The 23,500-nt window shown below is 68.9% G+C and carries 23 protein-coding genes and 1 tRNA gene; 8 read left to right on the forward strand and 16 right to left on the reverse strand.

From position 1 onward, the window contains the following. Nucleotides 1–58: 58 nt before the first annotated feature. Nucleotides 59–1,441: a cystathionine beta-synthase gene (locus IJ15_RS0119340; RefSeq protein ID WP_031939993.1), complete on the reverse strand. Its 1,383-nt coding sequence runs from the start codon at nucleotides 1,439–1,441 to the stop codon at nucleotides 59–61. 322 nt (nucleotides 1,442–1,763) lie between these two features. Between IJ15_RS0119340 and IJ15_RS0119345 the strand changes: the two genes are divergently transcribed. Then, a complete protein-coding gene (locus IJ15_RS0119345) occupies nucleotides 1,764–2,981 on the forward strand; it encodes an acetyl-CoA C-acetyltransferase (RefSeq protein ID WP_031939994.1) in 1,218 nt (405 codons plus the stop codon). Nucleotides 2,982–3,057: 76 nt separating this feature from the next. Here IJ15_RS0119345 and IJ15_RS0119350 read toward each other — a convergent pair whose 3' ends face one another. Continuing rightward, nucleotides 3,058–3,918, reverse strand: a complete 861-nt coding sequence (locus IJ15_RS0119350; RefSeq protein WP_031939995.1) for a DUF559 domain-containing protein — start codon at nucleotides 3,916–3,918, stop codon at nucleotides 3,058–3,060. A 143-nt stretch (nucleotides 3,919–4,061) separates the two neighbouring features. Beyond that, the gene (locus IJ15_RS0119355; protein WP_197059867.1) at nucleotides 4,062–4,907 is read right to left on the reverse strand and encodes a Bax inhibitor-1/YccA family protein; all 846 of its coding nucleotides are present in this window, start codon (nucleotides 4,905–4,907) and stop codon (nucleotides 4,062–4,064) included. Between the two features lie 245 nt (nucleotides 4,908–5,152). Here IJ15_RS0119355 and IJ15_RS0119360 point away from each other — a divergent pair, with 245 nt between their 5' ends. Next, complete coding sequence (locus IJ15_RS0119360) at nucleotides 5,153–5,509, forward strand: hypothetical protein (RefSeq protein ID WP_031939997.1); 357 nt, start codon at nucleotides 5,153–5,155, stop codon at nucleotides 5,507–5,509. A gap of 20 nt (nucleotides 5,510–5,529) precedes the next feature. Here the strand turns inward: IJ15_RS0119360 and IJ15_RS0119365 are convergent, their stop codons facing one another. Further along, entirely contained in the window at nucleotides 5,530–6,663 is a 1,134-nt protein-coding gene (locus IJ15_RS0119365) for a class I SAM-dependent methyltransferase (protein WP_031939998.1), read from the reverse strand. A gap of 163 nt (nucleotides 6,664–6,826) precedes the next feature. Here IJ15_RS0119365 and IJ15_RS0119370 point away from each other — a divergent pair, with 163 nt between their 5' ends. Then, entirely contained in the window at nucleotides 6,827–7,762 is a 936-nt protein-coding gene (locus IJ15_RS0119370) for an NHL repeat-containing protein (protein WP_051919236.1), read from the forward strand. A gap of 10 nt (nucleotides 7,763–7,772) precedes the next feature. Next, nucleotides 7,773–8,819, forward strand: coding sequence for a beta-propeller fold lactonase family protein (locus tag IJ15_RS0119375; RefSeq protein WP_051919239.1), 1,047 nt, complete (start codon nucleotides 7,773–7,775; stop codon nucleotides 8,817–8,819). Here IJ15_RS0119375 and IJ15_RS0119380 read toward each other — a convergent pair. From IJ15_RS0119380 to IJ15_RS0119400, 5 genes are all read right to left on the reverse strand, one after another. Further along, nucleotides 8,802–9,890 carry an alpha/beta fold hydrolase gene (locus IJ15_RS0119380; protein WP_051919241.1) on the reverse strand — a complete coding sequence of 363 codons (1,089 nt, stop codon included), beginning with the start codon at nucleotides 9,888–9,890 and terminating at the stop codon, nucleotides 8,802–8,804. The two genes, IJ15_RS0119375 and IJ15_RS0119380, sit on opposite strands and share 18 nt — an antisense overlap. Before the next feature lie 59 nt (nucleotides 9,891–9,949). Beyond that, entirely contained in the window at nucleotides 9,950–10,576 is a 627-nt protein-coding gene (locus IJ15_RS0119385) for an FMN reductase (RefSeq protein ID WP_031940002.1), read from the reverse strand. Then, the gene (locus IJ15_RS0119390) at nucleotides 10,573–11,664 is read right to left on the reverse strand and encodes an LLM class flavin-dependent oxidoreductase (protein WP_031940003.1); all 1,092 of its coding nucleotides are present in this window, start codon (nucleotides 11,662–11,664) and stop codon (nucleotides 10,573–10,575) included. Before IJ15_RS0119390 ends, IJ15_RS0119385 begins: the two co-directional genes overlap by 4 nt. Nucleotides 11,665–11,750: 86 nt before the next feature. Further along, entirely contained in the window at nucleotides 11,751–12,332 is a 582-nt protein-coding gene (locus IJ15_RS0119395; RefSeq protein WP_156112161.1) for a TetR/AcrR family transcriptional regulator, read from the reverse strand. Between the two features lie 67 nt (nucleotides 12,333–12,399). After that, nucleotides 12,400–13,899 carry an MFS transporter gene (locus IJ15_RS0119400; protein ID WP_031940005.1) on the reverse strand — a complete coding sequence of 500 codons (1,500 nt, stop codon included), beginning with the start codon at nucleotides 13,897–13,899 and terminating at the stop codon, nucleotides 12,400–12,402. A gap of 147 nt (nucleotides 13,900–14,046) precedes the next feature. Here IJ15_RS0119400 and IJ15_RS0119405 point away from each other — a divergent pair, with 147 nt between their 5' ends. Both IJ15_RS0119405 and IJ15_RS0119410 read left to right on the forward strand, forming a co-directional pair. Next, nucleotides 14,047–15,684 (forward strand): acyl-CoA dehydrogenase family protein, encoded by a 1,638-nt coding sequence (locus tag IJ15_RS0119405; RefSeq protein WP_031940006.1) that lies wholly within the window; start codon nucleotides 14,047–14,049, stop codon nucleotides 15,682–15,684. A 28-nt stretch (nucleotides 15,685–15,712) separates the two neighbouring features. Then, nucleotides 15,713–16,054: a GNAT family N-acetyltransferase gene (locus IJ15_RS0119410; RefSeq protein ID WP_031940007.1), complete on the forward strand. Its 342-nt coding sequence runs from the start codon at nucleotides 15,713–15,715 to the stop codon at nucleotides 16,052–16,054. Nucleotides 16,055–16,164: 110 nt separating this feature from the next. Here the strand turns inward: IJ15_RS0119410 and IJ15_RS0119415 are convergent, their stop codons facing one another. Next, complete coding sequence (locus IJ15_RS0119415; protein WP_031940008.1) at nucleotides 16,165–16,368, reverse strand: cold-shock protein; 204 nt, start codon at nucleotides 16,366–16,368, stop codon at nucleotides 16,165–16,167. Nucleotides 16,369–17,361: 993 nt separating this feature from the next. Between IJ15_RS0119415 and IJ15_RS0119425 the strand changes: the two genes are divergently transcribed. Then, nucleotides 17,362–17,607 carry a hypothetical protein gene (locus IJ15_RS0119425; protein WP_031940010.1) on the forward strand — a complete coding sequence of 82 codons (246 nt, stop codon included), beginning with the start codon at nucleotides 17,362–17,364 and terminating at the stop codon, nucleotides 17,605–17,607. 101 nt (nucleotides 17,608–17,708) lie between these two features. On the opposite strand, the gene IJ15_RS0119430 is transcribed toward IJ15_RS0119425, so the two are convergent. The 6 genes from IJ15_RS0119430 to IJ15_RS0119455 form a co-directional block, all read right to left on the reverse strand. Beyond that, nucleotides 17,709–17,782 (reverse strand) — tRNA-Leu (locus tag IJ15_RS0119430). 78 nt (nucleotides 17,783–17,860) lie between these two features. Then, on the reverse strand, nucleotides 17,861–18,817 hold the full coding sequence (locus tag IJ15_RS0119435) for a Ppx/GppA phosphatase family protein (protein ID WP_031940011.1): 957 nt from the start codon (nucleotides 18,815–18,817) through the stop codon (nucleotides 17,861–17,863). Further along, nucleotides 18,814–19,350 (reverse strand): DUF501 domain-containing protein, encoded by a 537-nt coding sequence (locus IJ15_RS0119440; protein WP_031940012.1) that lies wholly within the window; start codon nucleotides 19,348–19,350, stop codon nucleotides 18,814–18,816. Before IJ15_RS0119440 ends, IJ15_RS0119435 begins: the two co-directional genes overlap by 4 nt. Next, on the reverse strand, nucleotides 19,347–19,760 hold the full coding sequence (locus IJ15_RS26755; protein WP_156112162.1) for an FtsB family cell division protein: 414 nt from the start codon (nucleotides 19,758–19,760) through the stop codon (nucleotides 19,347–19,349). Before IJ15_RS26755 ends, IJ15_RS0119440 begins: the two co-directional genes overlap by 4 nt. Nucleotides 19,761–20,077: 317 nt before the next feature. Next, nucleotides 20,078–21,373 carry a phosphopyruvate hydratase gene (gene eno / locus IJ15_RS0119450; RefSeq protein ID WP_031940014.1) on the reverse strand — a complete coding sequence of 432 codons (1,296 nt, stop codon included), beginning with the start codon at nucleotides 21,371–21,373 and terminating at the stop codon, nucleotides 20,078–20,080. A 206-nt stretch (nucleotides 21,374–21,579) separates the two neighbouring features. Next, entirely contained in the window at nucleotides 21,580–22,410 is an 831-nt protein-coding gene (locus IJ15_RS0119455; protein ID WP_051919256.1) for a lytic transglycosylase domain-containing protein, read from the reverse strand. A gap of 194 nt (nucleotides 22,411–22,604) precedes the next feature. Here IJ15_RS0119455 and efeU point away from each other — a divergent pair, with 194 nt between their 5' ends. Beyond that, a complete protein-coding gene (gene efeU / locus IJ15_RS0119460; protein ID WP_031940016.1) occupies nucleotides 22,605–23,498 on the forward strand; it encodes an iron uptake transporter permease EfeU in 894 nt (297 codons plus the stop codon). The last annotated feature ends 2 nt before the right edge of the window (nucleotides 23,499–23,500 follow it).

The following is a 23,500-nucleotide window of genomic DNA, read 5'->3' on the forward strand; positions in this document are numbered from 1 at the left end:
GGAAACGACAGAATCCCCGGCGGTGCCAGCCGGGGATTCTGCGTGAACTGTCGGGGCGTTACGCGCCCGCGCTGAGGAAACCGAGCAGGTCGTGCCGGGTGATGACGCCGACGGGCTTGCCGTCGTCGACCACCATGAGCGCGTCCGTGTCGCCGAGCGCCTTCGTGGCCGCCGACACCGGTTCCTGCGCACCGATCAACGGGAACGGCTTGCTCATGTGCTTCTCGACGGGGTCGGCGAGCGCGGCGCGGCCTTCGAAGACGGCGCTGAGCAGATCGCGCTCGGACACACTGCCCGCGACCTCACCGGCCATGACGGGCGGCTCGGCACCGACGACGGGCATCTGCGAGACGCCGTACTCGCGCAGGATCTCGATCGCGTCGCGCAGCGTCTCCCCCGGATGGGTGTGCACCAGGTCCGGCAGTTCCCCGGACTTGCCGCGCAGCACGTCGCCGACGGAGTGCTCGACCGCTTCACCCGTGAGCGGGGTGCGCAGGAAGCCGTACGACGCCATCCACTCGTCGTTGAAGATCTTCGACAGGTAGCCGCGGCCACCGTCGGGGAGCAGCACGACGATGACGGCGTCGGGCTCACGCTCGGCGACCTTCAGCGCCGCGACGACGGCCATGCCGCACGAACCGCCGACGAGCAGTCCTTCCTCGCGGGCGAGGCGCCGGGTCATCTCGAACGAGTCCGCGTCGGAGACGGCGATGATCTCGTCGGGCACCGACGGGTCGTAGGCGGTGGGCCAGAAGTCCTCACCGACGCCCTCGACCAGGTACGGCCGTCCGGTGCCACCCGAGTACACCGAGCCTTCGGGATCGGCACCGATGACCTTGACCTTGCCGCCGGAAACCTCCTTGAGGTAGCGGCCGGTGCCCGTGATGGTGCCGCCGGTGCCGACGCCGGCGACGAAGTGCGTCACCTTGCCCTCGGTGTCACGCCAGATCTCCGGACCGGTGGTCTCGTAGTGGCTGTCGGGGCCGCCCGGGTTGGAGTACTGGTTGGGCTTCCAAGCACCGGGGATCTCCTGCACCAGACGGTCGGAGACGTTGTAGTAGCTGTCCGGGTGCTCCGGCGCGACCGCGGTGGGGCACACCACGACCTCGGCGCCGTACGCGCGCAGCACGTTGCGCTTGTCCTCGCTGACCTTGTCGGGGCAGACGAACACGCACTTGTAGCCGCGCTTCTGCGCGACCAGGGCCAGGCCGACGCCGGTGTTGCCGGACGTGGGTTCGACGATGGTGCCGCCCGGCTTCAGCTCGCCTGATGCCTCGGCGGCGTCGATCATCTTGACCGCGATGCGGTCCTTGGAGCTGCCGCCCGGATTGAGGTACTCGATCTTGGCGGCCACCAACCCGGAGTTCTCGCCGACGACGGAGGACAGCTTGACCAGAGGGGTATCGCCGATGAGATCGACGACATGATCCGCGATGCGCATGGCCCCATGCTTCCAGATCCGATTCGGACATGTGCCGCTAAGGGTCCTTACCTGCTCCCCACCTGCTCCCCACCTGCTCCTCACCTGCTCCCCACCTGCACCGAACCGCGGGCGCTCTCGCTGAGTGGGACGGGTGTTCGTCACTCGGCAGCCAAGAACACGTTCCTGAGCTGTGCGCATCCGGCCAGGTCGGGAGACCTGCAGCCCTCCGAAAGCACCCCCGGAGCGGGTTCCGGGCCGACGATGGCTGACTGCTGCGTGGTGATGTGGCGCAGGCAACGTAAGTTCATGGTCGAAGAGACCAACGTACGAAGGAGTTTCCATGCCCGAGGCAGTCATTGTCTCCGTTGCCCGTTCGCCCATCGGCCGCGCCGTGAAGGGTTCGCTGGCAAGCATGCGTCCGGACGACCTCGCCGCGCAGATGGTTGCCGCCGCGCTGGCGAAGGTTCCCGAGCTCGACCCCACCGAGATCGACGACCTGCTGCTCGGCTGTGGCCTGCCCGGCGGCAAGGCCGGCTTCAACATGGCCCGCATCGTCGGCATCAAGCTCGGCTACGACACGCTCCCCGGTGCCACCATCACCCGCTACTGCTCGTCGTCGCTGCAGACCACCCGGATGGCGCTGCACGCGATCAAGGCCGGCGAGGGCGACGTCTTCATCTCCGCCGGTGTCGAGTCGGTGTCGAGCTTCGCCGCCGGTAACTCGGACTCGCTGCCCGACACGAAGAACCCGTTCTTCGCCGAGGCCATGGAGCGCACCGCGACCGCCGCGCAGGGTGGCGTGCAGTGGAGCGACCCGCGCGAGAACGGCATCGTCCCGGACGCGTACATCTCGATGGGCCAGACCGCCGAGAACGTCGCACAGGTGACGGGCATCTCCCGCGAGGATCAGGACCGCTGGGGCGTCCGTTCGCAGAACCGTGCCGAGGAAGCCATCAAGGCCGGCTTCTTCGAGCGTGAGATCACCCCGGTCACCCTGGCCGACGGCACCGTCGTCACCAAGGACGACGGCCCGCGCGCCGGCGTCACGTACGACGCTGTCAGCCAGCTCAAGCCGGTCTTCCGCCCGGACGGCACCGTCAACGCCGGCAACTGCTGCCCGCTGAACGACGGTGCGGCCGCACTGGTCATCATGAGCGACACCAAGGCCAAGGCGCTGGGTCTGACCCCGCTGGCCCGCGTCGTCTCCACCGGTGTCTCCGGCCTGTCCCCCGAGATCATGGGCCTGGGCCCGATCGAGGCCACCAAGAAGGCCCTCGCGCTCGCCGGCAAGTCGGTCAGCGACATCGACCTGTTCGAGATCAACGAGGCTTTCGCGGTGCAGGTGCTCGGCTCGGCCCGCGCGCTGAACATCGACGAGGACAAGCTGAACGTCTCCGGTGGCGCCATCGCCGTCGGCCACCCGTTCGGCATGACCGGCGCCCGCATCACCGCGACGCTGATCAACAACCTGCAGACCCAGGACAAGCAGTTCGGTGTCGAGACCATGTGCGTCGGCGGCGGCCAGGGCATGGCGATGGTGCTCGAGCGCCTGAGCTAGTCCTCAGCTGAATCCGCGAACGGGCGGTTTTCTGAGCATCGGCCGAGAGGCCGGCCAGAAAACCGCCCGTTCGTCGTCAGACCAGAGCTCCGGCGGTGCGGAGCTTCTCCCGAACCCGGTCGACGAGATCACCGGGCCGGTCGTACAGCAGTTCGGCCCCCACCCGCACCACCGTCCACCCCAGTTCCTCGATCTGGGCGAGCCGTTCGATGTCCCGCGCACGCTGCGCCCTGTTCCAGTGGTCGGCGCCGTCGTACTCGACCAGGACGCGCCACTCTTGCCAGCCCATGTCGGAGCGCGCGAACACCCGCCCGGACGTGTCCCGAACCCGGATCTGCGTCGACGGCCGTGGCAGGCCCGCATCCACCAGGACCAGCCGAGTATGCGTTTCCGGCGGGGACTCGGCCCCACCGTCCACCTCGTCCAGGATCGCGCGCAGACGAGCGACACCACGCATGCCGGGATAGCGGCCGGCCAGTAGCAACACGTCCGCCGGTTTCAGGCCGGTGGCATTGCAGAGAGCGTCGATGGCCACGATCGCCGGGATCCGTGTCAGACGCCGTCCGAGGTCGAAGGCCGCCCGGGCCGGGGTGGCCACCCGAATCCCGCGAACGACACCGCACTCGTCGGGCTCGATCCGGCAGTTGTGGACGATCATCCCCGGCGGGGCCCGCCAGTGCCCGGAACGAATCACCTCTGCGGGCTCACCCGCGTCGATCCACTTCGTGCGGTACAGCGCCGCTGCCGAGTACCCGGTCAGGGTCGCTGCCGGCCCGGCGAACAGCGCGGCCGCCTGCGCGCGCACCGCAGCCGTGAGTTCGATCCCCTTTCGCAGGTAGACGCCGCGATAGAGACGAACAAAGTCGTGGTAGAGCTGGTGGTCGGTGAGCGTGCCGGCCATGGTCGACCGCAGGAACGGTTCGTCGTACTCCCCCATCCGGGCAGCATGACGGACCCAGACGCACCGTCGTTGCCACGACCGGCGGGTTATCCACAGGCCACCGACGACGAACGGGCGGTTCTCTGACCGTCGGCCGAGTGGCCCGTCAGAAAACCGCCCGTTCGTGAGGCGTGGTGAGACTAGTCGTTGTTGAAGTAGCTCAGCAGACGCAGGATCTCGACGTACAGCCAGACCAGGGTGACGGTGAGGCCGAGGGCGACGCCCCAGGCGGCCTTCTCCGGCGCCTGGGCGCGGATCAGCTGGTCGGCGGCGTCGAAGTCCAGCAGGAAGCTGAACGCGGCGAGCGCGATGCAGACGAGGCTGAAGATGATCGCGACGGCGCCGCCGTCACGCAGGCCGAAGCCGCCGTCGGTGAAGAAGCTGGCGATCAGGTTGCCGATCATGAGCACCATGACGCCGATGAGGCCACCGATGATCATGCGGGTCAGACGCGGGGTGACGCGGATGGCGCCGGTCTTGTAGACGACGAGCATGCCGAAGAACACACCGAACGTGCCGAGCACGGCCTGGCCGATCAGGGCCGAACCGCCGACCCCGCCGAAGGTGACGTCGGTGAACATGAACGACAGCGCACCGAGGAACACGCCCTCGCAGGCCGCGTAGGCGAGCACGATCGCCGGGTTGTCCATCTTGCGGCCGAACGACGCCACCATGACCAGGACGAAGCCGATGAGGCCGCCGCCGATGACGAACGGAGCCGCCAGGCCGGGGTTACCGTCGACGAGGAAGTACGAGATGATCGCGGCCACCGACAGCACGCCGAGCGTGATCGCGGTCTTGGTGACCACGTCGTCGATCGTCATGGCCCGCTGGGTGGTCTGGTACTGGTCGGGCGCCGGGTACTGCTGCTGCCCGTATTCCTGCGTGACCTGCGCGGCACCGGCCTGCGCGGATCCGAAGGTGGCGTATCCGCTGCCCTCTTGCTTGGGCAGGTTCTTGAACACCGGGTTGCTGGTGGTGCGCACCGTGCACATCCCTTCTCGTGGTCGTCTGTCGTGCCCGTCGGGGCTCGTCTCCGGTCGGTTCGGACCGGCGTCGTTGTCCGTTGAACGTCCGGCACCGAGAGGAAAGTTCCCACGCGACGAGCCGAGTTGGACAATTCGGACTGTACCGGGGACGCGTCGGCCACCGCTATACGAGCACCTGATCAACGGTAGCGTCGATCGGCCACAATCCAGCGGAAATCCGCGATCCGGCCGACAATGGTCACATGGGAATCGATGACGGATTCGACGAGACACTCGATGTCAGTGAGAGCCTCGATTCTGACGAGGTTCGCAACGCCGATGGTGACGACGTGGTCGACCCGCCCGACGAGTGGAGCGAGGCGGACCGCTTCGGCACGACGCTGAGGGAGGCCGAACAGGGCGAGAGCCTGGACCAGCGCCTCGCCGAGGAGGAACCCGACACCCTGCCGAGCGGCGACGACCGTGAGGACGACGGGTACGTCGAGGACACCGGCGAACTGCAGGACGCCGAGATCGTCGACGGCGTCATCGTCGAGGACATCGGCCGCCACCGCGGCCAGGTCGACGGCGACGCGGCCGGCGGCGGACCCGTCCAGTAGTCGTCTCTACCCCGCGTCCACTACGCGCGGACGGACCGCGTGACGCTGAACTTCGGGTTGCGCCCGACCACCTCGGTACGCCCCACCGCGCGGGCCAGCACACTCTTGTACTCGAGATGCGAGTTGAACACCGTCCACATCTCGCCGCCGGGGCGCAGGACGCGTCCGGCCTCGGCGAACATCCTGTCGGCGATGCCGGTGTGAACCGCGGCGCCCACATGGAACGGCGGGTTGCAGACGATCAGGTCGACGCTCGCATCCGGGAGCGAGGCCATGGCGTCGTCGCGCAGTCCCCGCACCCGGTCGCCGACGCCTGCCGCACGGGCCGTGGCCTCCGCCGAGGCGACCGCTGCCGCCGACTGGTCGGTCGCGACGACCTCGAGTCCGGGGCGCCACGACGCGAGTGCGACGGCCAGGATGCCGGTGCCGCAGCCGAGGTCGACCGCGGTTCGGGCGTCGGGCATCGCGCGCGGCAGGAACTCGAGCAGGTACCGGGTGCCGATGTCGAGTTTGGTGCCGGCGAAGACGGCGCCGTGCGCGAAGACGTCGATGTCCAGGACGTCGAGGTGATCCGAGATCGGGAACCGCGCGGCCGTCGCGATCTCCCGTGGCGTGTCGGCGATCAGGACGCGAGACTTCTGCCGGCCACGGCTGGCACGCACGTTGACGAACGACCGGGCCAGCACCTCGTTCATCGTCGGGGTGATGTGCTTGTCACGTCCGCCGGCGAAGACGACGACGCCGGGGTCGGCGTAGCGGGCGATCGCGTCGGCGATCTCGTCGAGTTCGTCGAGGCTGCGCGGCAACTGCAGCAGGACGACGCGGGCGCCGGTCAACAGTTCCTCCCCGAGCCCGCAGGACCGGTAGCTGTCGGTCAACTCGAACGTCGACGCATTGTTCGCGAGCGCGCGTTCCCCGGTGAGCGGATCCTGGTACACCCGGATCCCGGTCACGCCGAATCGGACGGCGGTGCCGAGGGTGAGTGCACCGTAGTGATCGCCGATCACGGCGATCGCGTCACCCGCGACCGAGCCCAGGGCGTCGGCCGCCTCGTCGAGAATCAACCGGTCGGCGGCGTCGACGGCAAACAGGTTGGGTGCCTCGACGTCGGGGAATCGACGCATGAGGGTGAACAGATTTTCGGCGGAGAGCATGCCGACAAGTGTGCTCGACACCCGCGGCGACGGAGGGATCGGGTGACCGATGCCGAATCCGGCGAAACCCCGTTTCGGGTGTTCGGCGGCCACTAGGCTCCGCCCGAAGCTACACAGCCGGACGAACCAGGGGTGGGATTCGATGACGTTGGTGAGAAGAAGCGTGGCGGGAATCGCGGCGACGGCGATCGCGGCGGGCCTCGTCGTCGGCGGCGCCGGGGGGGCGTTCGCGGACCCCACCGGCTACCCGCCGGCGCCGCGCGCCATGGGTTCGATGCAGTCGCGGCCGTACCTGCCCACGCTGGAGGGCGGCGCGTACGCGGTCGACGGCAGCGACCTGTACGTCGCCGACGCCGAATTCCACCGGGTTATCAAAATCGTTGCAGGCGAGGACGAGCCGATCCCGCTGCCGTTCACGGGACTGCACTCACCGGCCGGTGTCGCGGTGGAGAACGGCAACGTGTACGTCGCCGACACTCGCAACAACCGCGTACTCGCACTGCTCGACGGCCGGCCCACCCAGGTGGTGCTCCCGTTCGACGGGCTCTCGGCGCCGTCGGCGATCGCGGTCGAGGACGGAACCGTCTACGTCGCCGACACCTGGAACGGTCGGATCCTCGCTCTGCGCGAGGGCGATTCGGCCCCGACGGTCCTTCCGTTCGGACAGCTCGACCGCCCCGTCCACCTCGCGGCGGAAGACGGCAGCGTCTACGTCGCCGAGCTCTCGGGGAATCGCGTCGTCGAGTTGCCTTCGGGCACGACAACTCCCGTCACACTGCCCTTCCTGGCGGACCACCAGATCGCCGGCCTGATCGTCGACAACGGCGACGTCTATTTCCTCGATTTCGACTCGTACTGGATGTCCGTCCCGTTCGGATCCCTCGGCCAGCCACCCGCCGAGGACACGATACGAAAGGTCTCGGCGGGTGAGAGCACACCGGTCGCGCTCCGGTTCGCCGGCTTCCGCGACCCGGCCGTCCTCAGCATCGAGAACGGCTCCGCGTACCTCGTCGACGGCGTGGGCGAGCGGGTGCCGACGCCGCTGACGACGTCACCGACCGGCGGCTCCGGCAGCCTCCGACTCCCCTTCGGCAGCTGAAGGATCACCCATGACACCGATCGCACGACGCGCAGCCCGCGGGCGTCTCGCGTCCCTCGCCGCCGCGCTGCTCCTTCCTGTCGCCTCGATGCTCGCGCTGCCCGGATCGGCGCACGCCGAGGCCGTCGTCACGACGATTCCCGCCGGCCCGTATCCACACGGCATCGCGATCACCCCGGACGGAACGCGCGCGTACGTGACCAACGACGTCGTCGGAACGGTCACGGCAATCGACACCGCATCGCGCACGATCGCCGCCACGGTCGATGTCGCCGGACCGGCCCGCGACATCGCGATCGCACCCGACGGCCGCCGCGTGTACGTCACGTCCGTGGCCTCCTCGGTGACGGTGATCGACGCGGCCACCGACACCGTCACCGCATCGATCCCGGTCGAATCCGGGGCCACAGCCGTCGCCGTGTCCCCGGACAGCGCCCGTCTCTACGTGACCAGCACGGTCACCAACACCCTGTCGGTGGTGGACGTCGCGACGGGGACGGTGACCGCGACGATTCCCGTCGACCGTGGCCCCCAGGACGTGGCGATCAACCCGGACGGTGCCACGGCGTACGTCGTCCACGACGCGAGCGGCACGCTGCTGGCGATCGACACGGCGACGAACGCCACGCGCTACTCGGTGTTTCTCTCCGCTCGTCCGCAGGCCGTCGCCCTGACACCCGACGGCACCCGCGCCTACACCGCGAACAATCCCGGCAACACCGTCTCGGCGATCGACCTCACGGCCGGCAAGCTGACGTCGACGATCGACGGCGGGTACGGCCGGTCCGCGATCGCGGTGACCCCCGACGGCGCGCACGTGTACGTCACGGACTTCGTCTTCGACAACATCTCGGTGATCGATACCCGAACCGACAGACTGCTCGGCGACATTCCGGTCGGCGGCTGGCCGAACGGCATCGCGGTCGCCCCGGACGGCGCGTACGTCTACGTCACCAACCGCGACGCGAACACGGTGTCGGTGCTGACCACGTCCGTCCTGCCGACACCCACGCCCCCGGGATCGCTCGCCTCACTCGGCTCACTGTTCGGAAGCTGAGCCCGTGCCCTGATCCCGGCCGCCGGCTCGCTCGCCGAGGAACGCGTCGATGTGCCGCCATGTGGTGTCCTTCGCGCCGGGTCCGGCGAGCAGCCCGAGGTGGCTGCCGGGTGCGGTCTCGAACCGCACCGACGGCGAGCCCGGGAGGACGTCGACGATGGCACCGACCGAGTCGGCGGTGGCGATGACGTCGTCGGTGCCGCCGACCGCCAGCACCGGGACGGCGAGTTCGGCGAGCTTGATCGTGGTGCCGCCCATCGTGACCCGGCCTTCGAGGAGTCCGTTGCCGAGGACCAGTTCCTCCGCCATCTGGTAGAACAGCCGCGCCGGATACCCGGGCATCCGGGCCATGAACCGGTCGATGGCCTCCATCCGGGCGAGGGTCTCGGTGTCGTGGAGGTTGCGCGCGACGAACCACGGCTTGAGCAGTTCCCGTGACGGCGCCATGGCGCGGTACGCCACCTGCACCAGCGGGGCCGGCAGCCCACCCATCAGCCGGGTCAGTTCGGTGACGGGGCGGTGGCCCGTGATCTTCCCGAGTGCCCGCGCCACCGCCATCGTCGGGATCTTCGAGTAGTCGGTCGGGGTGCCGAGCACGGTGATCGACGCGATCGGCAGGTCGGGATGCGCCGACGCGGTGAGCAGCGAGAGCGTGCCGCCGAGGCTCCAGCCGATGACGTCCACCGGGGCGCCGTCGTGCAGGTCGCTGACCCGTCGCAAGGCGCCCGGGACGATGTCGTCGGTCCAGTCCTCGAATCCGAGGTTCCGGTCGGCGTAGCCCATCGTCCCGTAGTCCACGACGTAGGGCGTGCGACCGGATCCGATCAGGTGTGCCGCGAGGCTCTGGCCGGGCCGCAGGTCGTAGCAGTGCATCGGGACCGCCAGCGGCGGTACGAGCAGCACCGGGGCGCCCTCGGACCGTGATCCGTAGCGATGAAGATCCCGGTGCTGCTCGCGGTGGACCAGCACGGACGGTGTCCGCTCCACCGGCGAGACACCGTCACCGAACGTCAGGCCCCACGCATTGCGCAGCGACACGTCCAGACGACTCCCCCAGTCCGATTCCCGCACAGCCCGATCCCCCGTATCCGTAGACGACGTCCGTTGCGGGAATCTTACTCGTGAGTCAGTTACTGTGACTGCCGGGCCAGCAACTCCTCGAACGGCACCGAGTCCGCGAACGGATCGGCCGGGCGGGCGTTCTCCCGCGCGGCCATCGCGGCAGCCAACTCACCGGCCGCACGATCGATCCGTTGCGCGAGTCCTTGGTCGCCGGATCCGGCCCAGTCCTCGGACGCCGCGTAGACCGCGGTCGGAACGGTCGCGGCCCGCAGGTACGCGAACATCGGACGGATCGCGTGCTCGAGCGCGAGCGAGTGCCGGCCGGTCCCGCCGGTCGCCCCGGCCAGCACCGGCATGCCGTCGAGCGTCCCCTGGTCGAGGACGTCGAAGAAGGACTTGTACAGACCGCTGTACGACGCGTTGAAGATCGGTGTCACCGCGACCAGTCCGTCGGACTTCGCGACGCGGTCGACGACCTCACGCAACCCGCCACCGGGAAACCCGGTGAGCAGGTTGTCGGTGAGCGCGTGCGCGTGGTCGCGCAGTTCGACGATCTCGACATCAGCGGTGATGCCCCGACCGGCGAGTGCGTCGACGGTGGCCGCGGCGAGGCGGTCGGCCAGCAACCGGCTCGACGACGGCTGCGTCAGCCCGGCCGAGATCACCGTCAGCGTGCGGGTGTTCGAGTCGGTCATGACAGCACCTCCGTCTTCTTCGCGGCGGCCAGCAGGCTCGCATGCGTGGGGGCCTCCGGGACGTGCGCGGGACGCAACGCGTCCATCTCCCGCCGCAGCACCGGAACGACCTCTTCACCCAGCAGGTCCAACTGCTCGAGGACCGTCTTCAGCGGCAGGCCCGCATGATCGACCAGGAACAGCTGACGCTGGTAGTCGCCGAAGCTCTCACGGAACGTGAGGGTCTTGTCGATGACCTCCTGCGGGCTGCCGACGGTGAGCGGGGTCTGTTCGGTGAACTCCTCGAGCGACGGCCCGTGACCGTAGACAGGGGCGTTGTCGAAGTAGGGGCGGAATTCGCGGACCGCATCCTGCGAGTTCTTGCGCATGAACACCTGGCCACCGAGACCGACGATCGCCTGGTCGGCCGAGCCGTGCCCGTAGTGCTCGTAGCGGCGACGGTAGAGGTTGATCAATTGGATGAAGTGGTCCTTCGGCCAGAAGATGTTGTTCGCGAAGAAGCCGTCACCGTAGAAGGCGGCCTGCTCGGCGATCTCGGGACTGCGGATCGAGCCGTGCCACACGAAGGGCGGGACGTCGTCGAGGGGACGCGGCGTCGAGGTGAACGACTGCAACGGGGTACGGAACTTGCCCTGCCAGTTCACCACGTCCTCCCGCCAGAGCTTGCGCAGCAATGCGTAGTTCTCGATCGCGAGGGGGATGCCCTGCCGGATGTCCTGCCCGAACCACGGGTACACCGGTCCGGTGTTGCCACGGCCGAGCATGAGGTCCACACGACCGTCGGCCAGATGCTGGAGCATCGCGTAGTCCTCGGCGATCTTCACCGGATCGTTGGTGGTGATGAGCGTCGTGGATGTCGACAGCATGATCCGCTCGGTGCGAGCGGCGATGTAGCCGAGCATCGTCGTCGGCGACGACGGCACGAACGGCGGGTTGTGGTGCTCGCCGGTGGCGAAGACGTCCAGACCCACCTCTTCGGCCTTCACGGCGATCGCGACCATGGCCTTGATGCGCTCGGCCTCGGTCGGGGTCCGTCCGATGGTCGGGTCCATGGTCACGTCGCCGACGGTGAAGATTCCGAATTGCATGCCTACCTCCAAGGTATTCCAAGTTTCAACTATATTCCACTAACCGTGAACACCGGACCGATATTCCGAACCCGAGTGCTACCGACTCAACCGCAGGTCAGCGCCGGTAGCACCACGCGATCCACGACGCGTTCGATGAACTCTCGACCCACCGGCTGCGCCGTCACCGTGACACGGTGGAACGTCAACGCGGGGAAGACCGTGCCGATCAGTTCGGTGTCACACGTCGCCGGAACGTCCCCACGCTCGACGGCACGGGCCACGATCGACCGGTAGACGGCCCGGCGCGGCTCGGTGACCGCCGCACGGACCGCGTCGCGCAGTTCACCGTCGTGCGCCATCGCAGTGAGCAACCCCGCGACGACGGCGTCGCGCCGCACGTCGGGGTCGTGCCACGCCGACGCCGCCATCACGAGGTCCTCACGCAGATTGCCGGTGTCGGGCTCGAGATACGAATCATGCAGCAGCGCAACCGCATCGGCGACCAACGCACTCTTTCCTGCCCAGCGCCGGTACACGGTGGCCTTGCCGGCACCGCACCGAGCTGCGACCGAGTCGATCGACAGCCGGTCGTAGCCCACCTCCGCGAGCAGATCCTGCGTCGCGAGCAGCAGATCGCGCTCGCGCTCCATGTCGCGGGGACGCCCCGCACGCGTTGACTGCGACACCTTCTCTCCCTTCACCGGGAGTTCAGTGTGGCGGCGACGTCGCCGCCACACCAAACTCCCAGTTGCCTCAGCCCGCGTGCACCGGGGGCTTCTCCCCCGTCGCCGCCCGGGCGTTGATCGCCGTGAAGGTGACGACCACCCCGACGATCAACAGCACCGCCGCGCCGGCGAACGCCGCCGTGAATCCGCTCGTCAGCGCGTCCGCGGCCCGCTCGAGCAGCGCCCCGTCCCCCGTCGCCACGGCCTGGAAGTAGGCGTGGTCGGCGTCGGGCAGCGAGTCGTTCGCGGTGGCGGTGGCGACCGTCGACAGGATCGCCAGGCCCATCGCGCCACCGATCTGCTGCGCCGTGCTGAGCAGGGCGGACGCGATTCCGGCGTCGGCGTGCGTGACGCCGGAGACCGCACCGAGTGTCATCGGCAGGAAGCTGCTGCCGAGGCCGACGGCAGTCACGAACATCGCGGGCATGAGATGCGTCAGGTACGACGAGCCCGGCTCGAGCATCGCCAACCACGCCATGCCGATCGCGGCGACGACCAGACCCGGTCCGGCGAGCAGGCGGGCGGGCAGGCGTCCCGCCAACTTCGATCCGACCCCGGTGGCGAGCGCCATGCCGAAGCTGAACGGCAGGTAGGCCAGACCGGTCTGAACCGGCGAGTACTCCAGCACCTGCTGCATGTACAGCGACAGGAAGTAGAACGTCGCGAACATCGCTGCACCGATGATGAGCATCGCCGCGTACGAACCGGATCGGTTGCGGTCCTTCAGGAGCCGCAGCGGCATCATCGGATGGTCGGAACGGGTCTGGATCACGAGGAACGCCGCCAGCAGCGCCACCGCGGATGCGAACAGGCCGAGGGTCAGCGGATCGGTCCAGCCGTCCTCGCCGCCACGGGTGATGCCGTAGACGAGTGCGACCAGGCCGAGGGTGCCGGTGACGGCACCGGGCACGTCGAGACGGCCGCGGACACGGTCGCCCGCCGGCAGGACGGCGGTGCCGAACAGCAGCGCGATACCGATCGGCACGTTGACGAAGAAGATCCAGCGCCAGTCGAGGTAGTCGGTGAGCACGCCGCCGAGGAGCAGGCCAATGGTCGATCCGATGCCCGACATCGCGGCATACACGCCCATCGCCTTGTTGCGCGGTCCTCCCTCGGGGAAGGTGGTCGCGATCAACGAGAGCGCCGTGGGCGCGGCGATCGCGGCACCCACACCCTGCAGGATGCGTGCGGCGATCAGCAGTTCCGCGTTGGGAGCGAAGCCGCCGAGCAGGGACGCGACGGTGAAGACGACGATACCGACGCGGAACATGCGTCGACGGCCGAAAAGATCACCGGAGCGGCCGCCGAGCAGCAGCAATCCACCGAACGCCAGCACGTACGAGTTCACGATCCAGGCCAGTCCCGATGCCGAGATGCCGAGGTCGGCTTGGATGCTGGGTAGCGCGATGTTGGTGATGGTGCTGTCGAGGATCACCATCAACTGGGCCGTCGCGATGACGACGAGCGCCAGCCCGAGGTGTCGCGGCGCCGCGACGGCGGGTGCGCGCGATGTGGACGAGGTTGTCATGGCCGAACCTTCCGAGATCGAGAGCAGTACTGCAATATCAATACGCTACCGTCTCGTATTGTATTCCCGTCGGGCCTTGACGATCGCCCGCCAGCGTCATTGACTGCTGATCGAAGGATCGCCGTCACCGCCGCACGAGGGGGTCGTATGAGGGTCACGCACGAGGTCACCAACCAGGTTCCGCCACTGATCGAGTACGACGCAGCCGACTACGCGCCGATCCTCGAGGCGCTGCAGCACGAGGGCGCGCACGAGGCCCTCGACGAAGTGCACCGCGTCGGACGCCTCGCCGGCGGCTCCGAGGCGCAGGCGCTGGGCGACCTGGCCGAGGCCCATCCCCCGACACTGCGCACCCACGACCGCTACGGCCACCGCATCGACGAGGTCGAGTACGACCCCGCCTATCACCAGCTGATGGACACGGCCGTGGAACTGGGCCTGCACGGCGCCCCGTGGGCGGACCCCCGGTCGAATGCGCACCTCGTCCGCGCCGCGAAGATGGCGGTGTGGGGGCAGGTGGACGCCGGCCACGGGTGTCCGATCTCGATGACGTACGCCGCGGTGCCCGCGCTGCGACACAACCCCGACCTCGCGCTGCAGTACGAACCACTGCTCACGGCGCGGGTGTACGACCCGGAACTGCGGGCCCCGCTCACCAAGCCCGGGCTGATCGCCGGCATGTCGATGACCGAGAAGCAGGGCGGCTCCGACGTCCGCGCCGGCACCACCCGCGCCGTCCCTCAGTCGGACGGGTCCTACCTGCTCACGGGGCACAAGTGGTTCACGTCGGCGCCGATGTCGGACATCTTCCTGGTGCTCGCGCACGCGCCCGGCGGCCTGACGTGCTTCCTGCTCCCCCGGATCCTGCCGGACGGCTCCCGCAACGCGATGTACCTGCAGCGACTCAAGGACAAGCTCGGCAACCATTCGAACGCCAGTAGCGAGGTGGAGTACGACGAGGCGGTGGCGTGGCGGGTCGGCGATGAGGGCCGCGGGGTGCGCACCATCGTCGAGATGGTCAACATGACGCGACTGGACTGCACGATCGGCACCGCGACCGGCATGCGTGTCGGCGTCACGCAGGCCGCGCACCATGCGGCGTACCGGAGCGCGTTCGGTGCACGCCTCGTCGACCAGCCACTGATGCGGAACGTGCTCGCGGACCTGGCCGTCGAATCGGAGGCGTCGACGACGGTCGCACTGTGGCTCGCGGCGCTCACCGACCGCGCCGACAACGGCGACCCGCAGGCGTCGATCCTGCGCCGTGTCGCCCTCGCGGTGAGCAAGTACTACGTGTGCAAGCGGGGACCGGCGCACGCCGCCGAGGCCCTGGAATGCTTGGGCGGCAACGGTTATGTCGAAGAGTCACGGATGCCTCGGCTCTACCGGGAGGCGCCGCTGCTGTCGGTGTGGGAGGGGTCGGGCAACATCGCGGCCCTCGACGTCCTGCGTGCGATGGCGCGCCAGCCCGAGTCGCTGGAGGCGTTCTTCGACGAACTCGACGACAGCGCCGGGGCCGACGTCCGACTCGATGCCGCGGTCGCGAACCTGAAGAACGCGTTCACCGATGTCGAGACGCTGCAGCACCGGGCGCGGCGGGTGGTCGGAGACATGGCGCTCGCACTGCAGGGTGCGCTCCTGGTCCGGTCCGGGCATCCCGCGGTCGCCGACGCCTTCTGCGCGACCCGGCTCGCCGGAGATTGGGGTACCGCGTTCGGCACGTTGCCCACGGGGCTGGATCTGGCGCCGATCATCGACCGCGCAACCCCCAAGGTCGGTTCCTGACACGACCGGTTCCTGACATAGTGGAGTCATGGCCGACGACCTGGATGCACAGCCCGAAGTGAACGCCGCACAGGATCTCAACCGTTACGAGGTCCGTGTCGGAGACACCACCGCGGGGTTCACGCAATTCGTCGACAGCGGTGACCAGCGGATCTTCTTCCACACCGAGATCGGCGAGCGTTTCGCCGGCCGGGGTCTGGCGAGCACGCTGATCCGCGCGGCACTCGAGGACACCGTTGCCCGCGGGAAGCGGATCGTACCGATCTGCCCGTTCGTCGCGGGATTCCTGGAGAAGCACGACGACTTCAGGGGCTACGTCGACGCCGTCACACCCGCCGCGCAGCAGGCGGTCATCGACTCGCAACGCTGAGCGACCACCCTCCGACAGCACGAGACAACACGAGACAACACGACAGGCCCCGCTCCGTTTCCACGGAGCGGGGCCTGTCGTCAGTTGTCACCCGATCGGGCGACGCGCGATCAGATCGCGGTGATGTTCGTGGCCTGGGGGCCCTTGGCGCCCTGGCCCAGATCGTAGGAGACGCGCTGGTTCTCGTCGAGGCTGCGGAAGCCGCCGCCCTGGATCTCCGAGTAGTGCGCGAACACGTCAGCGCTGCCGTCCTCGGGAGCGATGAAGCCGAAGCCCTTTTCAGCGTTGAACCACTTCACGGTGCCGGTTGCCATTTTGTACTCCTCATGCTTGCCGATCACGAATCGCCGATGTTCGAGCGACCCGGGCCGGTACTGCCGAAAGCGATACCCGAAGAGGAGATCTATCCCCCACAACTAAAGGAATTGCGAGCGCACAGACATGCAACCACAAAACACTATGACCACTTTCAGTCAATCACACTTGCGTCGAGAAGTCGACGCGATTCGGATCACTTTGCCGGACAGAAGATCTCCACGCTTCGTTCCGCGATGCGCCGACGCAGCCGCCGGCCGTCGCGACGTGACGGACCCACCGATCGCTGCGGCGGTGCGTTCGGCCGAGCCGACGGATCTCACGGAGCCAGAAGTGCGTCGCAAGGGTAGTCTGCGCACCACCATCCGGATGGTCCGACGCTCCGTCCACAACGGTGACCAACGCCTCCGCGAGGGCTGCGACCCTGAGATTGTTGTCCTGGGAGTGTCGCGTCAGCAGTTGCACGGCGGCGTCGCGTTCGCATCGGTAGAGGATGCCGACGATCTCCAAGGCGCGCGCCCGGAGGGTCGCGGACCGGCCGCGAGCGTGCTCTCGAGGGACTCCCGAGGAGTCCGGGCCGGTATCGACCGGCGAACAGATGGTACTGGAGTGCATGTATTCCTTCGTGGTCGTCGCGAATTCACTTCGGCGACAACACGTATCGGCGCAACGCGCCTGGCTGTGATCTTCCGGTCGACGGCGGGCCCGACTCGCGAGCGCTCGACCTGTGAGTTCGTGAGGAGGTCAGGGATTCGACGGTGACGTCGCTTCGGCGGCCCAGGATCAGAATCCGAGCCGGCATGCCGCCTTGATGGCGCACCTGACGGTCCCACTGTACGGCATGCGCCAGGATTGGTGGCCGCTGCCCCGCGCGCGGCGGTTCCGCGATTCGCCTCGAGGGCCTCCCGCCAGGGCAGTGATCGGCCCTAACATGGGGAGTGGCGCAGGCACGATGCGCCATCCCGACCCGCGGTCGTGGAAAGGATCGACCGATGACACAGGAGAACTCTCCCTACCGCAGCGCCGCGCGGGCAGGGCGGATGCTCGCGAACATTCTGGTGACCGCCACGCTCGCGGTGACGCCACTGGCAATCACCGCCACCACGGCCTCGGCTGACACTCAGCTGTTCGCGGGCGAGCAATCCGCGACAGCGGCGACTCAGGCCGGCGCCGACCGGACGGCCCCGTGCCGACGTTGGCAGAACCCGAACGCGTACGGGCACTGGCACTGCCGCTAGCCCCCGCATCCACGGCCCATCCGACGGCAGCGGTCCCACCCACCGGAATGCGGTGGGCGGGACCGGCGGTGCCATGTGCAGCAGGACGTCGGGACGGAGGGTGCCCCCAGTGGGACTCGAACCCACACTGCGCGGATTTTAAGTCCGCTGCCTCTGCCAATTGGGCTATGGGGGCCCACCACCGGCCCGACTCCGGTGGCCACGACAGTGGAAAACCAAGGAACAGTGTAGGCGGATCAAACAGTGAGCTAATTCACGACCCGCCCAGCGGGACCGACATTGCAATTCCGTCCAGAATGTCGTGTTCGCTGACGACGAGTTCGCCGATTCCCGCGCGCTGCGAAAACTCGTCGGCCAGAACAGCGGTGACGATCGCCCCGCCGCCGATCACGTCGACCCGGCCGGGGTGCATCGGGCCGAGGGCTGCGCGCTCGTCGTGGGTCATCGTCACGAGGCGGCGTGCGACGTCGTGCAGCTGGTCGATGCCGAGCCGGGACAGATGCACCCGCTCCGCGTCGTACTCGGGCAGGTCCTGCGCGACGGCGGACAGCGTGGTCATGGTGCCGGCAACGCCGACCCAGGTCCGAGCCCGCTCGACCGGAACCGTCGCGAACGCCTGCGCGAGCCGGTCCGATGCGAACGCGCGGGCGGACTCGATCTGCTCCGCGGTGGGCGGGTCGTCGTGCAGGCAGCGTTCCGTCACTCGCACACAGCCGACGTCGGTGGAGTACGCGGCGTGGACGCCGGCGGCGTCGCCGAGCACGATCTCGGTGGACCCGCCGCCGAGATCGACCACGACGAACGGCCCCTCCGCCGGATCCAGTTCACCGACCGCACCGGCGAAGGACAGCCGCGCCTCCTCGTCACCGGTGATGACCTCGGCCTCGGCGCCGGATATCACGGCACCGAGAACCTCACGGGTCATCGCGAAGAAGTCCTCGCGGTTCGCGGCGTCACGGGTGGCCGACGTGGCGACCATCCGCACCGCCGTCGCCCCGGTGTCGCGGATGATGTCGGCGTACTCGGTCAGCGCGACGCGAGTCCGCTCGATCGCCTCGGGCGCGAACGCCCCGGTGGCGTCGACGCCCTGACCGAGTCGCACGATCCGCATCAGCCGGGTGACGTCGGTGAGTCGTCCGCTGTCGTCGGCATCCGCGACGAGCAGTCGGATCGAGTTGGTGCCGCAGTCGATCGCGGCGACCCTGGTCACTCGTGCTCTCCCGCCTCGCCGGGTCCGCGGTACTCGGGCCAGTCCGCGGGAATCGCGGTGCCGCGCAGCTTGCCTCGCGCGGCGAGTGCGACCGACTCGTCACCGAACGGGTTGACACCCGGCCCCTTCGCGAGCGCGTGCGCCATCAGGACGTGGAGGCACTTGACCCGGTCGGGCATGCCGCCGCCGGTGAAGTCGGTTCCCAGGGAGTCGATTTCGTTGCGCTCGGCAAGGTAGGACTCGTGGGCGCGACGGTACGCTGCGGCCAGTTCGGGATCGGTGCCGAGGCGCTCGGTCATCTCCCGCATCACGCCCGCGGACTCCTGCCGGCTGGCCTCGGCGGTGAGCCGGGGGTCCGTGAGGTAGTAGAGGGTGGGGAACGGCGTGCCGTCGGGCAGCCGGGGGGCCGTCTTCACGACGCCGGGCTGCCCGTCCGGGCAGCGGTAGGCGATCTCGAGGACGCCCCGCGGGGCGCGACCCAGCTGGGCCTCCACTGCGTCGAGGTCTTCCTGGGGGACGGACGATTCGCTCACCCGGTGGGTACTCCTGGTTCTTCTGGTGCGGGAGCCGGCACCACGGGGGTCGCCGGCGGTGTTTCTGGTTCGGGCTGGGCGGGCGCCGGCAGTTCGGTGAGCCGCTGCCACAGGTCGCTGTGCCACGCGCCGGTGGACGGCGGGGGCGGCGGCGCATCCTTCTGCGGGGGCTTGTAGTCGCCGGGCAACTGCACCTTGTACGGGGTTTCCCCGGGCCGGACCAGGCCGAGACGTTCTCTGCCCTGCGTGGCAATCCACGCGGGGTCCTCGATCTGTTCCTTCTGCTGCTGCAACTCGTCGAGCTGCCGTTCGAGATCCTGCTGCTCGGACGCGAGACGGTCCGCCTCGGTGCGTTGGGTCAGGTACGTGCGCAGCGGCATCGCGAGGGTGAGCGCCAATGCGCAGATCACGACGGCGAGGATGACTGCGCGACCCGTCGAGAGCCCGAAGAACGTGCGCTCGGACCGGGCCGGTGCCGACCGGCGTCCCGTGCCCGCTCGCGGCGAGCGGGCACGGGACCCAGCGGCACTACTGGCGGAAGGTCCGGTCGTGTCGCCGTCGGCGTCGAGTGAACTCGACGCGTCCGAGCCGACCCGCCCGGAGGCGGTAGGAGTGCCGGCACGGTTCCGACGGGGCCCGCGAGGGCCCTGCCCGGTTCCGGCACCGCTGCGACCGGGACGCCCACCCGGAGAGGGGCGCCCCGACCGCGACCTACCGCGCTGATTCATCAGCTGGCGGAGCCCTCGAAGACGAAGCGCGGGAACGCCACCTCGCCGGCGTACCGGGCGGCGTCGCCGAGGCTCTCCTCGATGCGCAGCAGCTGGTTGTACTTCGCGACGCGCTCGCTGCGGGCGGGGGCACCGGTCTTGATCTGACCGCTGCCGACCGCGACGGCCAGGTCGGCGATGGTGGTGTCCTCGGTCTCACCCGAACGGTGGCTCATCATCGTCTTGTAGCCGCTGCGGTGGGCCAGGTCAACGGCGTCCAGCGTCTCGGTCAGGGTGCCGATCTGGTTGACCTTCACCAGGAGTGCGTTGGCCGCGCCCTTGGCGATGCCCTCCTCGAGGCGCTCCGGGTTGGTGACGAACAGGTCGTCGCCGACGAGCTGGATCTTGTTGCCGATCTGCTCGGTGAGCGAGACCCAGCCCTCCCAGTCGTCCTCGTCCAGCGGATCCTCGATCGAGACCAGCGGGTACTGGGCCAGCAGGTCGGCGTAGAACGCGGCCATCTCGTCGGCCGTGCGGTTCTTGCCCTCGAACTTGTAGCCGGTGCCGTCGGTGTAGAACTCGGTGGCCGCGACGTCGAGCGCCAGCGCGACATCGGTGCCCAGCGTGAGACCGGTCTGCGCGACCGCGACGGCGATCAGGTCGAGTGCTTCCTTGGTGCCCGCGACGTCGGGGGCGAAGCCGCCCTCGTCACCGAGGCCGGTCGACAGACCCTTGGCCTTGAGGACCGACTTCAGCGAGTGGTACACCTCGGCACCCCAGCGCAGCGACTCCTTGAACGTGGGCGCACCGATGGGCGCGACCATGAACTCCTGGACGTCGACACCGGTGTCGGCGTGCGCGCCACCGTTGAGGATGTTCATCATCGGGACGGGCAGCACGTGGGCGTTGGGGCCACCGACGTAACGGAACAGCTCCAGTCCGGAGGACTCGGCACCGGCGCGGGCCACGGCCAGCGACGCACCGAGCAGCGCGTTCGCGCCGAGGCGGGACTTGTCCGGGGTGCCGTCGGCGTCGAGGAGCGCCTGGTCGACGGTGCGCTGCTCGGTGGCGTCCAGGCCGATGATGGCCGGGGCGATCTCGCCGAGGACGGCCTCGACGGCCTTCTCGACACCCTTGCCCAGGTAGCGGTCGCCACCGTCACGCAGCTCGACGGCCTCGTGCTCACCGGTGGAGGCACCGGAGGGGACGGCGGCGCGGGCGAAGCTGCCGTCCTCGAGCAGTACCTCGACCTCAACCGTGGGGTTACCACGGGAATCGAGGATCTCGCGAGCTCCGACCTGCTCAATGATGGCCACGAATGGTTCTCCTTCGGCGGCTTCGTACGGCTGCTGCGGACGACAGTGGATGCCGGTCCGGACAGGCAGCGTCTGGGTTGTCTACGGGCAGGCGACCACGGTGAGCCGCCGGATGCATAGTGCCAGGTCTGAGCCTAACCGGAGTAACCGACTCCCGTCCTGCGGCGCGCACGGCGTGGCCCTCGTCACGCCCGTCGCGGCGGTGGTCACCGACGCACCCCCACCGAGTAGGCCGCGGCTCGATCCCGGACGTCGAGCAGGTACTCCCCGGACAGGTTGTAGGCCATGAGTGCCGCCGTCCAGCCGTCCGCGGTGGTGAGGTCGCCGCCACGCGCGCACAGGTAGCGCGCCGCGGTGAGTGCGGCGTCGTCGATGTTGTCCGGGTCGACGGCTCCGTCCCCGTTGGCGTCGACGCCCCACCGGCCCCAGGTCTCCGGGATGAACTGGAGCGGCCCCATGGCGCGGTCGTGGGTGGCGTCGCCGTCCATCCTGCCGCGGTCGGTGTCGGGGATCTCCGCGACGCCGGGTGCGCCGTCGAGCGGGATTCCGCGGATCGGCGGCGAGACCTGCCCGCCGTCGTCGACGCGGGCGCCGCCGTGGGTGCCGTGCCTGCTTTCGACGGCGGCGATGCCCGCGAGGGTCGTCCATCCGATGCCGCATTCGGGACGCGTCGCCGTCATGACGGCGGCCGCGTAGCCGTACGCCTCCATCGCGGTCGGGGAGATCGCCAGCGCGTCCGACAGCGGTGCCGCCCACTCCCGCAGCAGGTTCGCGGTCCGCCCGGCCGCGTTGATGTCGATCGGCGGGAGCGGCGCGCCGGGTCCCGGCGGAATGCCCTCGGGGATCTCGATCCGTGGCTTCCGCTGATCCAGCTCGTCGAGTCCGACCGCGAGGGTCACGACCGCGACCCCGACGAGGAGCGAGGACGTCACGATCAGGAACGTGCGCAGCGGACGCCGCCGTTTCGGCGGTCGGGCCGGCGGCAGCCCCGGCGCGCGTGTCCGTGGATCCCCGGTACGCGTGGCGGCATCTCTCATCACGCCGTCCATCATCCAGACCGCGCGGTCGTGACGCTCGCCGGATTCAGGACCAACTCCCCATTTCGGACAAAAACACCTGGTGGGGGGTGGTTTTCGGGCGGCCTTAGGGGATGCTACTTTCGGCGTGGTCGCTCCAGGTTTGCCTTGCCTATCCTGCACCGGCCGTCCGACTCGAATCAGGAGACGCCGAAGTGTCACTTCTCGCCGCCGGTGCCGACGCACCGTCCATCGCGACACAGTTGTTCGGCAGCGGCCTGATCGGTGTCCGGGAGGGGCTCGAGACCGGCATCGTGGTGATGATCCTGGTCGCGTTCCTGGTCAAGTCCGAGCGTCGTGACGCCCTCAAGTGGGTGTGGGTGGGCGTCGGCGCGGCGGTCGCGATGGTCGTCGCGATCTTCGTCGGCATCCACTTCGGCACCTCCACCGTCACCGGGACGGCCGCCGAACTCATCAGTGGTCTCGCGTCGCTCGTCGCGGTGGGCATCGTCACGGCGATGGTGTTGTGGATGCGCACCGCCGCCGCGTCCATCTCGGGCCACCTGCGCGTCGGAATGAACCGTGCGCTGGCCGTCGGGCCGGTGGCCGTCGCGGCGATGGCCTTCTTCGCCGTCGGCCGGGAGGGCGTCGAAACGGCACTGCTGCTGGTCGGCTACGCCGAGAACACCGCCGGTAGCGCGTGGCCGCTGCTCGGTCTACTGCTCGGCATCGCGGTCGCCGCAGTCCTCACCGTCCTGCTGTACGTCGGCGCCGTACGCATCGACTTCGCCCGCTTCTTCCGCTACACCGGCGCGTTCCTCGTGGTGGTGGCGGCGGGCATCCTCGCCTACGGCGTGCGGGCACTGCAGATCGCCGGATGGCTGCCCGGCGGTTCCACGATCGCGTTCGACATCTCGTCGGTCTTCGACACCTCCAGCTGGTACGGCACCGTCCTGTCGGGCATCTTCAACTTCCGGCCCGACCCGACGGTGTTCCAGCTCGTCGCGTGGGTCGCGTACCTCGCGATCGTACTGCCGCTGTTCCTGCGCCCGGTCCCCGCCCGGCCGAAGCCCGCTGCCGCACAAGACTCCTCGCTCACCGTTTCCTGAAA

This window comes from Prescottella defluvii (assembly GCF_000738775.1).
Classification (GTDB): Bacteria; Actinomycetota; Actinomycetes; order Mycobacteriales; family Mycobacteriaceae; genus Prescottella; species Prescottella defluvii.

Bases quoted from the DNA above. Each gene is read 5' to 3' on its own strand.
- IJ15_RS0119400 (WP_031940005.1), bottom strand. From the start codon at position 13,899: ATGACAACCTCGTCCACATCGCGCGCACCCGCCGTCGCGGCGCCGCGA.
- IJ15_RS0119415 (WP_031940008.1), bottom strand. From the start codon at position 16,368: ATGGCAACCGGCACCGTGAAGTGGTTCAACGCTGAAAAGGGCTTCGGC.
- IJ15_RS0119375 (WP_051919239.1), top strand. From the start codon at position 7,773: ATGACACCGATCGCACGACGCGCAGCCCGCGGGCGTCTCGCGTCCCTC.
- IJ15_RS0119345 (WP_031939994.1), top strand. From the start codon at position 1,764: ATGCCCGAGGCAGTCATTGTCTCCGTTGCCCGTTCGCCCATCGGCCGC.
- IJ15_RS0119405 (WP_031940006.1), top strand. From the start codon at position 14,047: ATGAGGGTCACGCACGAGGTCACCAACCAGGTTCCGCCACTGATCGAG.
- IJ15_RS0119340 (WP_031939993.1), bottom strand. From the start codon at position 1,441: ATGCGCATCGCGGATCATGTCGTCGATCTCATCGGCGATACCCCTCTG.
- IJ15_RS0119455 (WP_051919256.1), bottom strand. From the start codon at position 22,410: ATGAGAGATGCCGCCACGCGTACCGGGGATCCACGGACACGCGCGCCG.
- IJ15_RS0119385 (WP_031940002.1), bottom strand. From the start codon at position 10,576: ATGACCGACTCGAACACCCGCACGCTGACGGTGATCTCGGCCGGGCTG.
- IJ15_RS0119425 (WP_031940010.1), top strand. From the start codon at position 17,362: ATGACACAGGAGAACTCTCCCTACCGCAGCGCCGCGCGGGCAGGGCGG.
- IJ15_RS0119390 (WP_031940003.1), bottom strand. From the start codon at position 11,664: ATGCAATTCGGAATCTTCACCGTCGGCGACGTGACCATGGACCCGACC.
- IJ15_RS0119365 (WP_031939998.1), bottom strand. From the start codon at position 6,663: ATGCTCTCCGCCGAAAATCTGTTCACCCTCATGCGTCGATTCCCCGAC.
- IJ15_RS0119350 (WP_031939995.1), bottom strand. From the start codon at position 3,918: ATGGGGGAGTACGACGAACCGTTCCTGCGGTCGACCATGGCCGGCACG.
- IJ15_RS0119360 (WP_031939997.1), top strand. From the start codon at position 5,153: ATGGGAATCGATGACGGATTCGACGAGACACTCGATGTCAGTGAGAGC.
- IJ15_RS0119410 (WP_031940007.1), top strand. From the start codon at position 15,713: ATGGCCGACGACCTGGATGCACAGCCCGAAGTGAACGCCGCACAGGAT.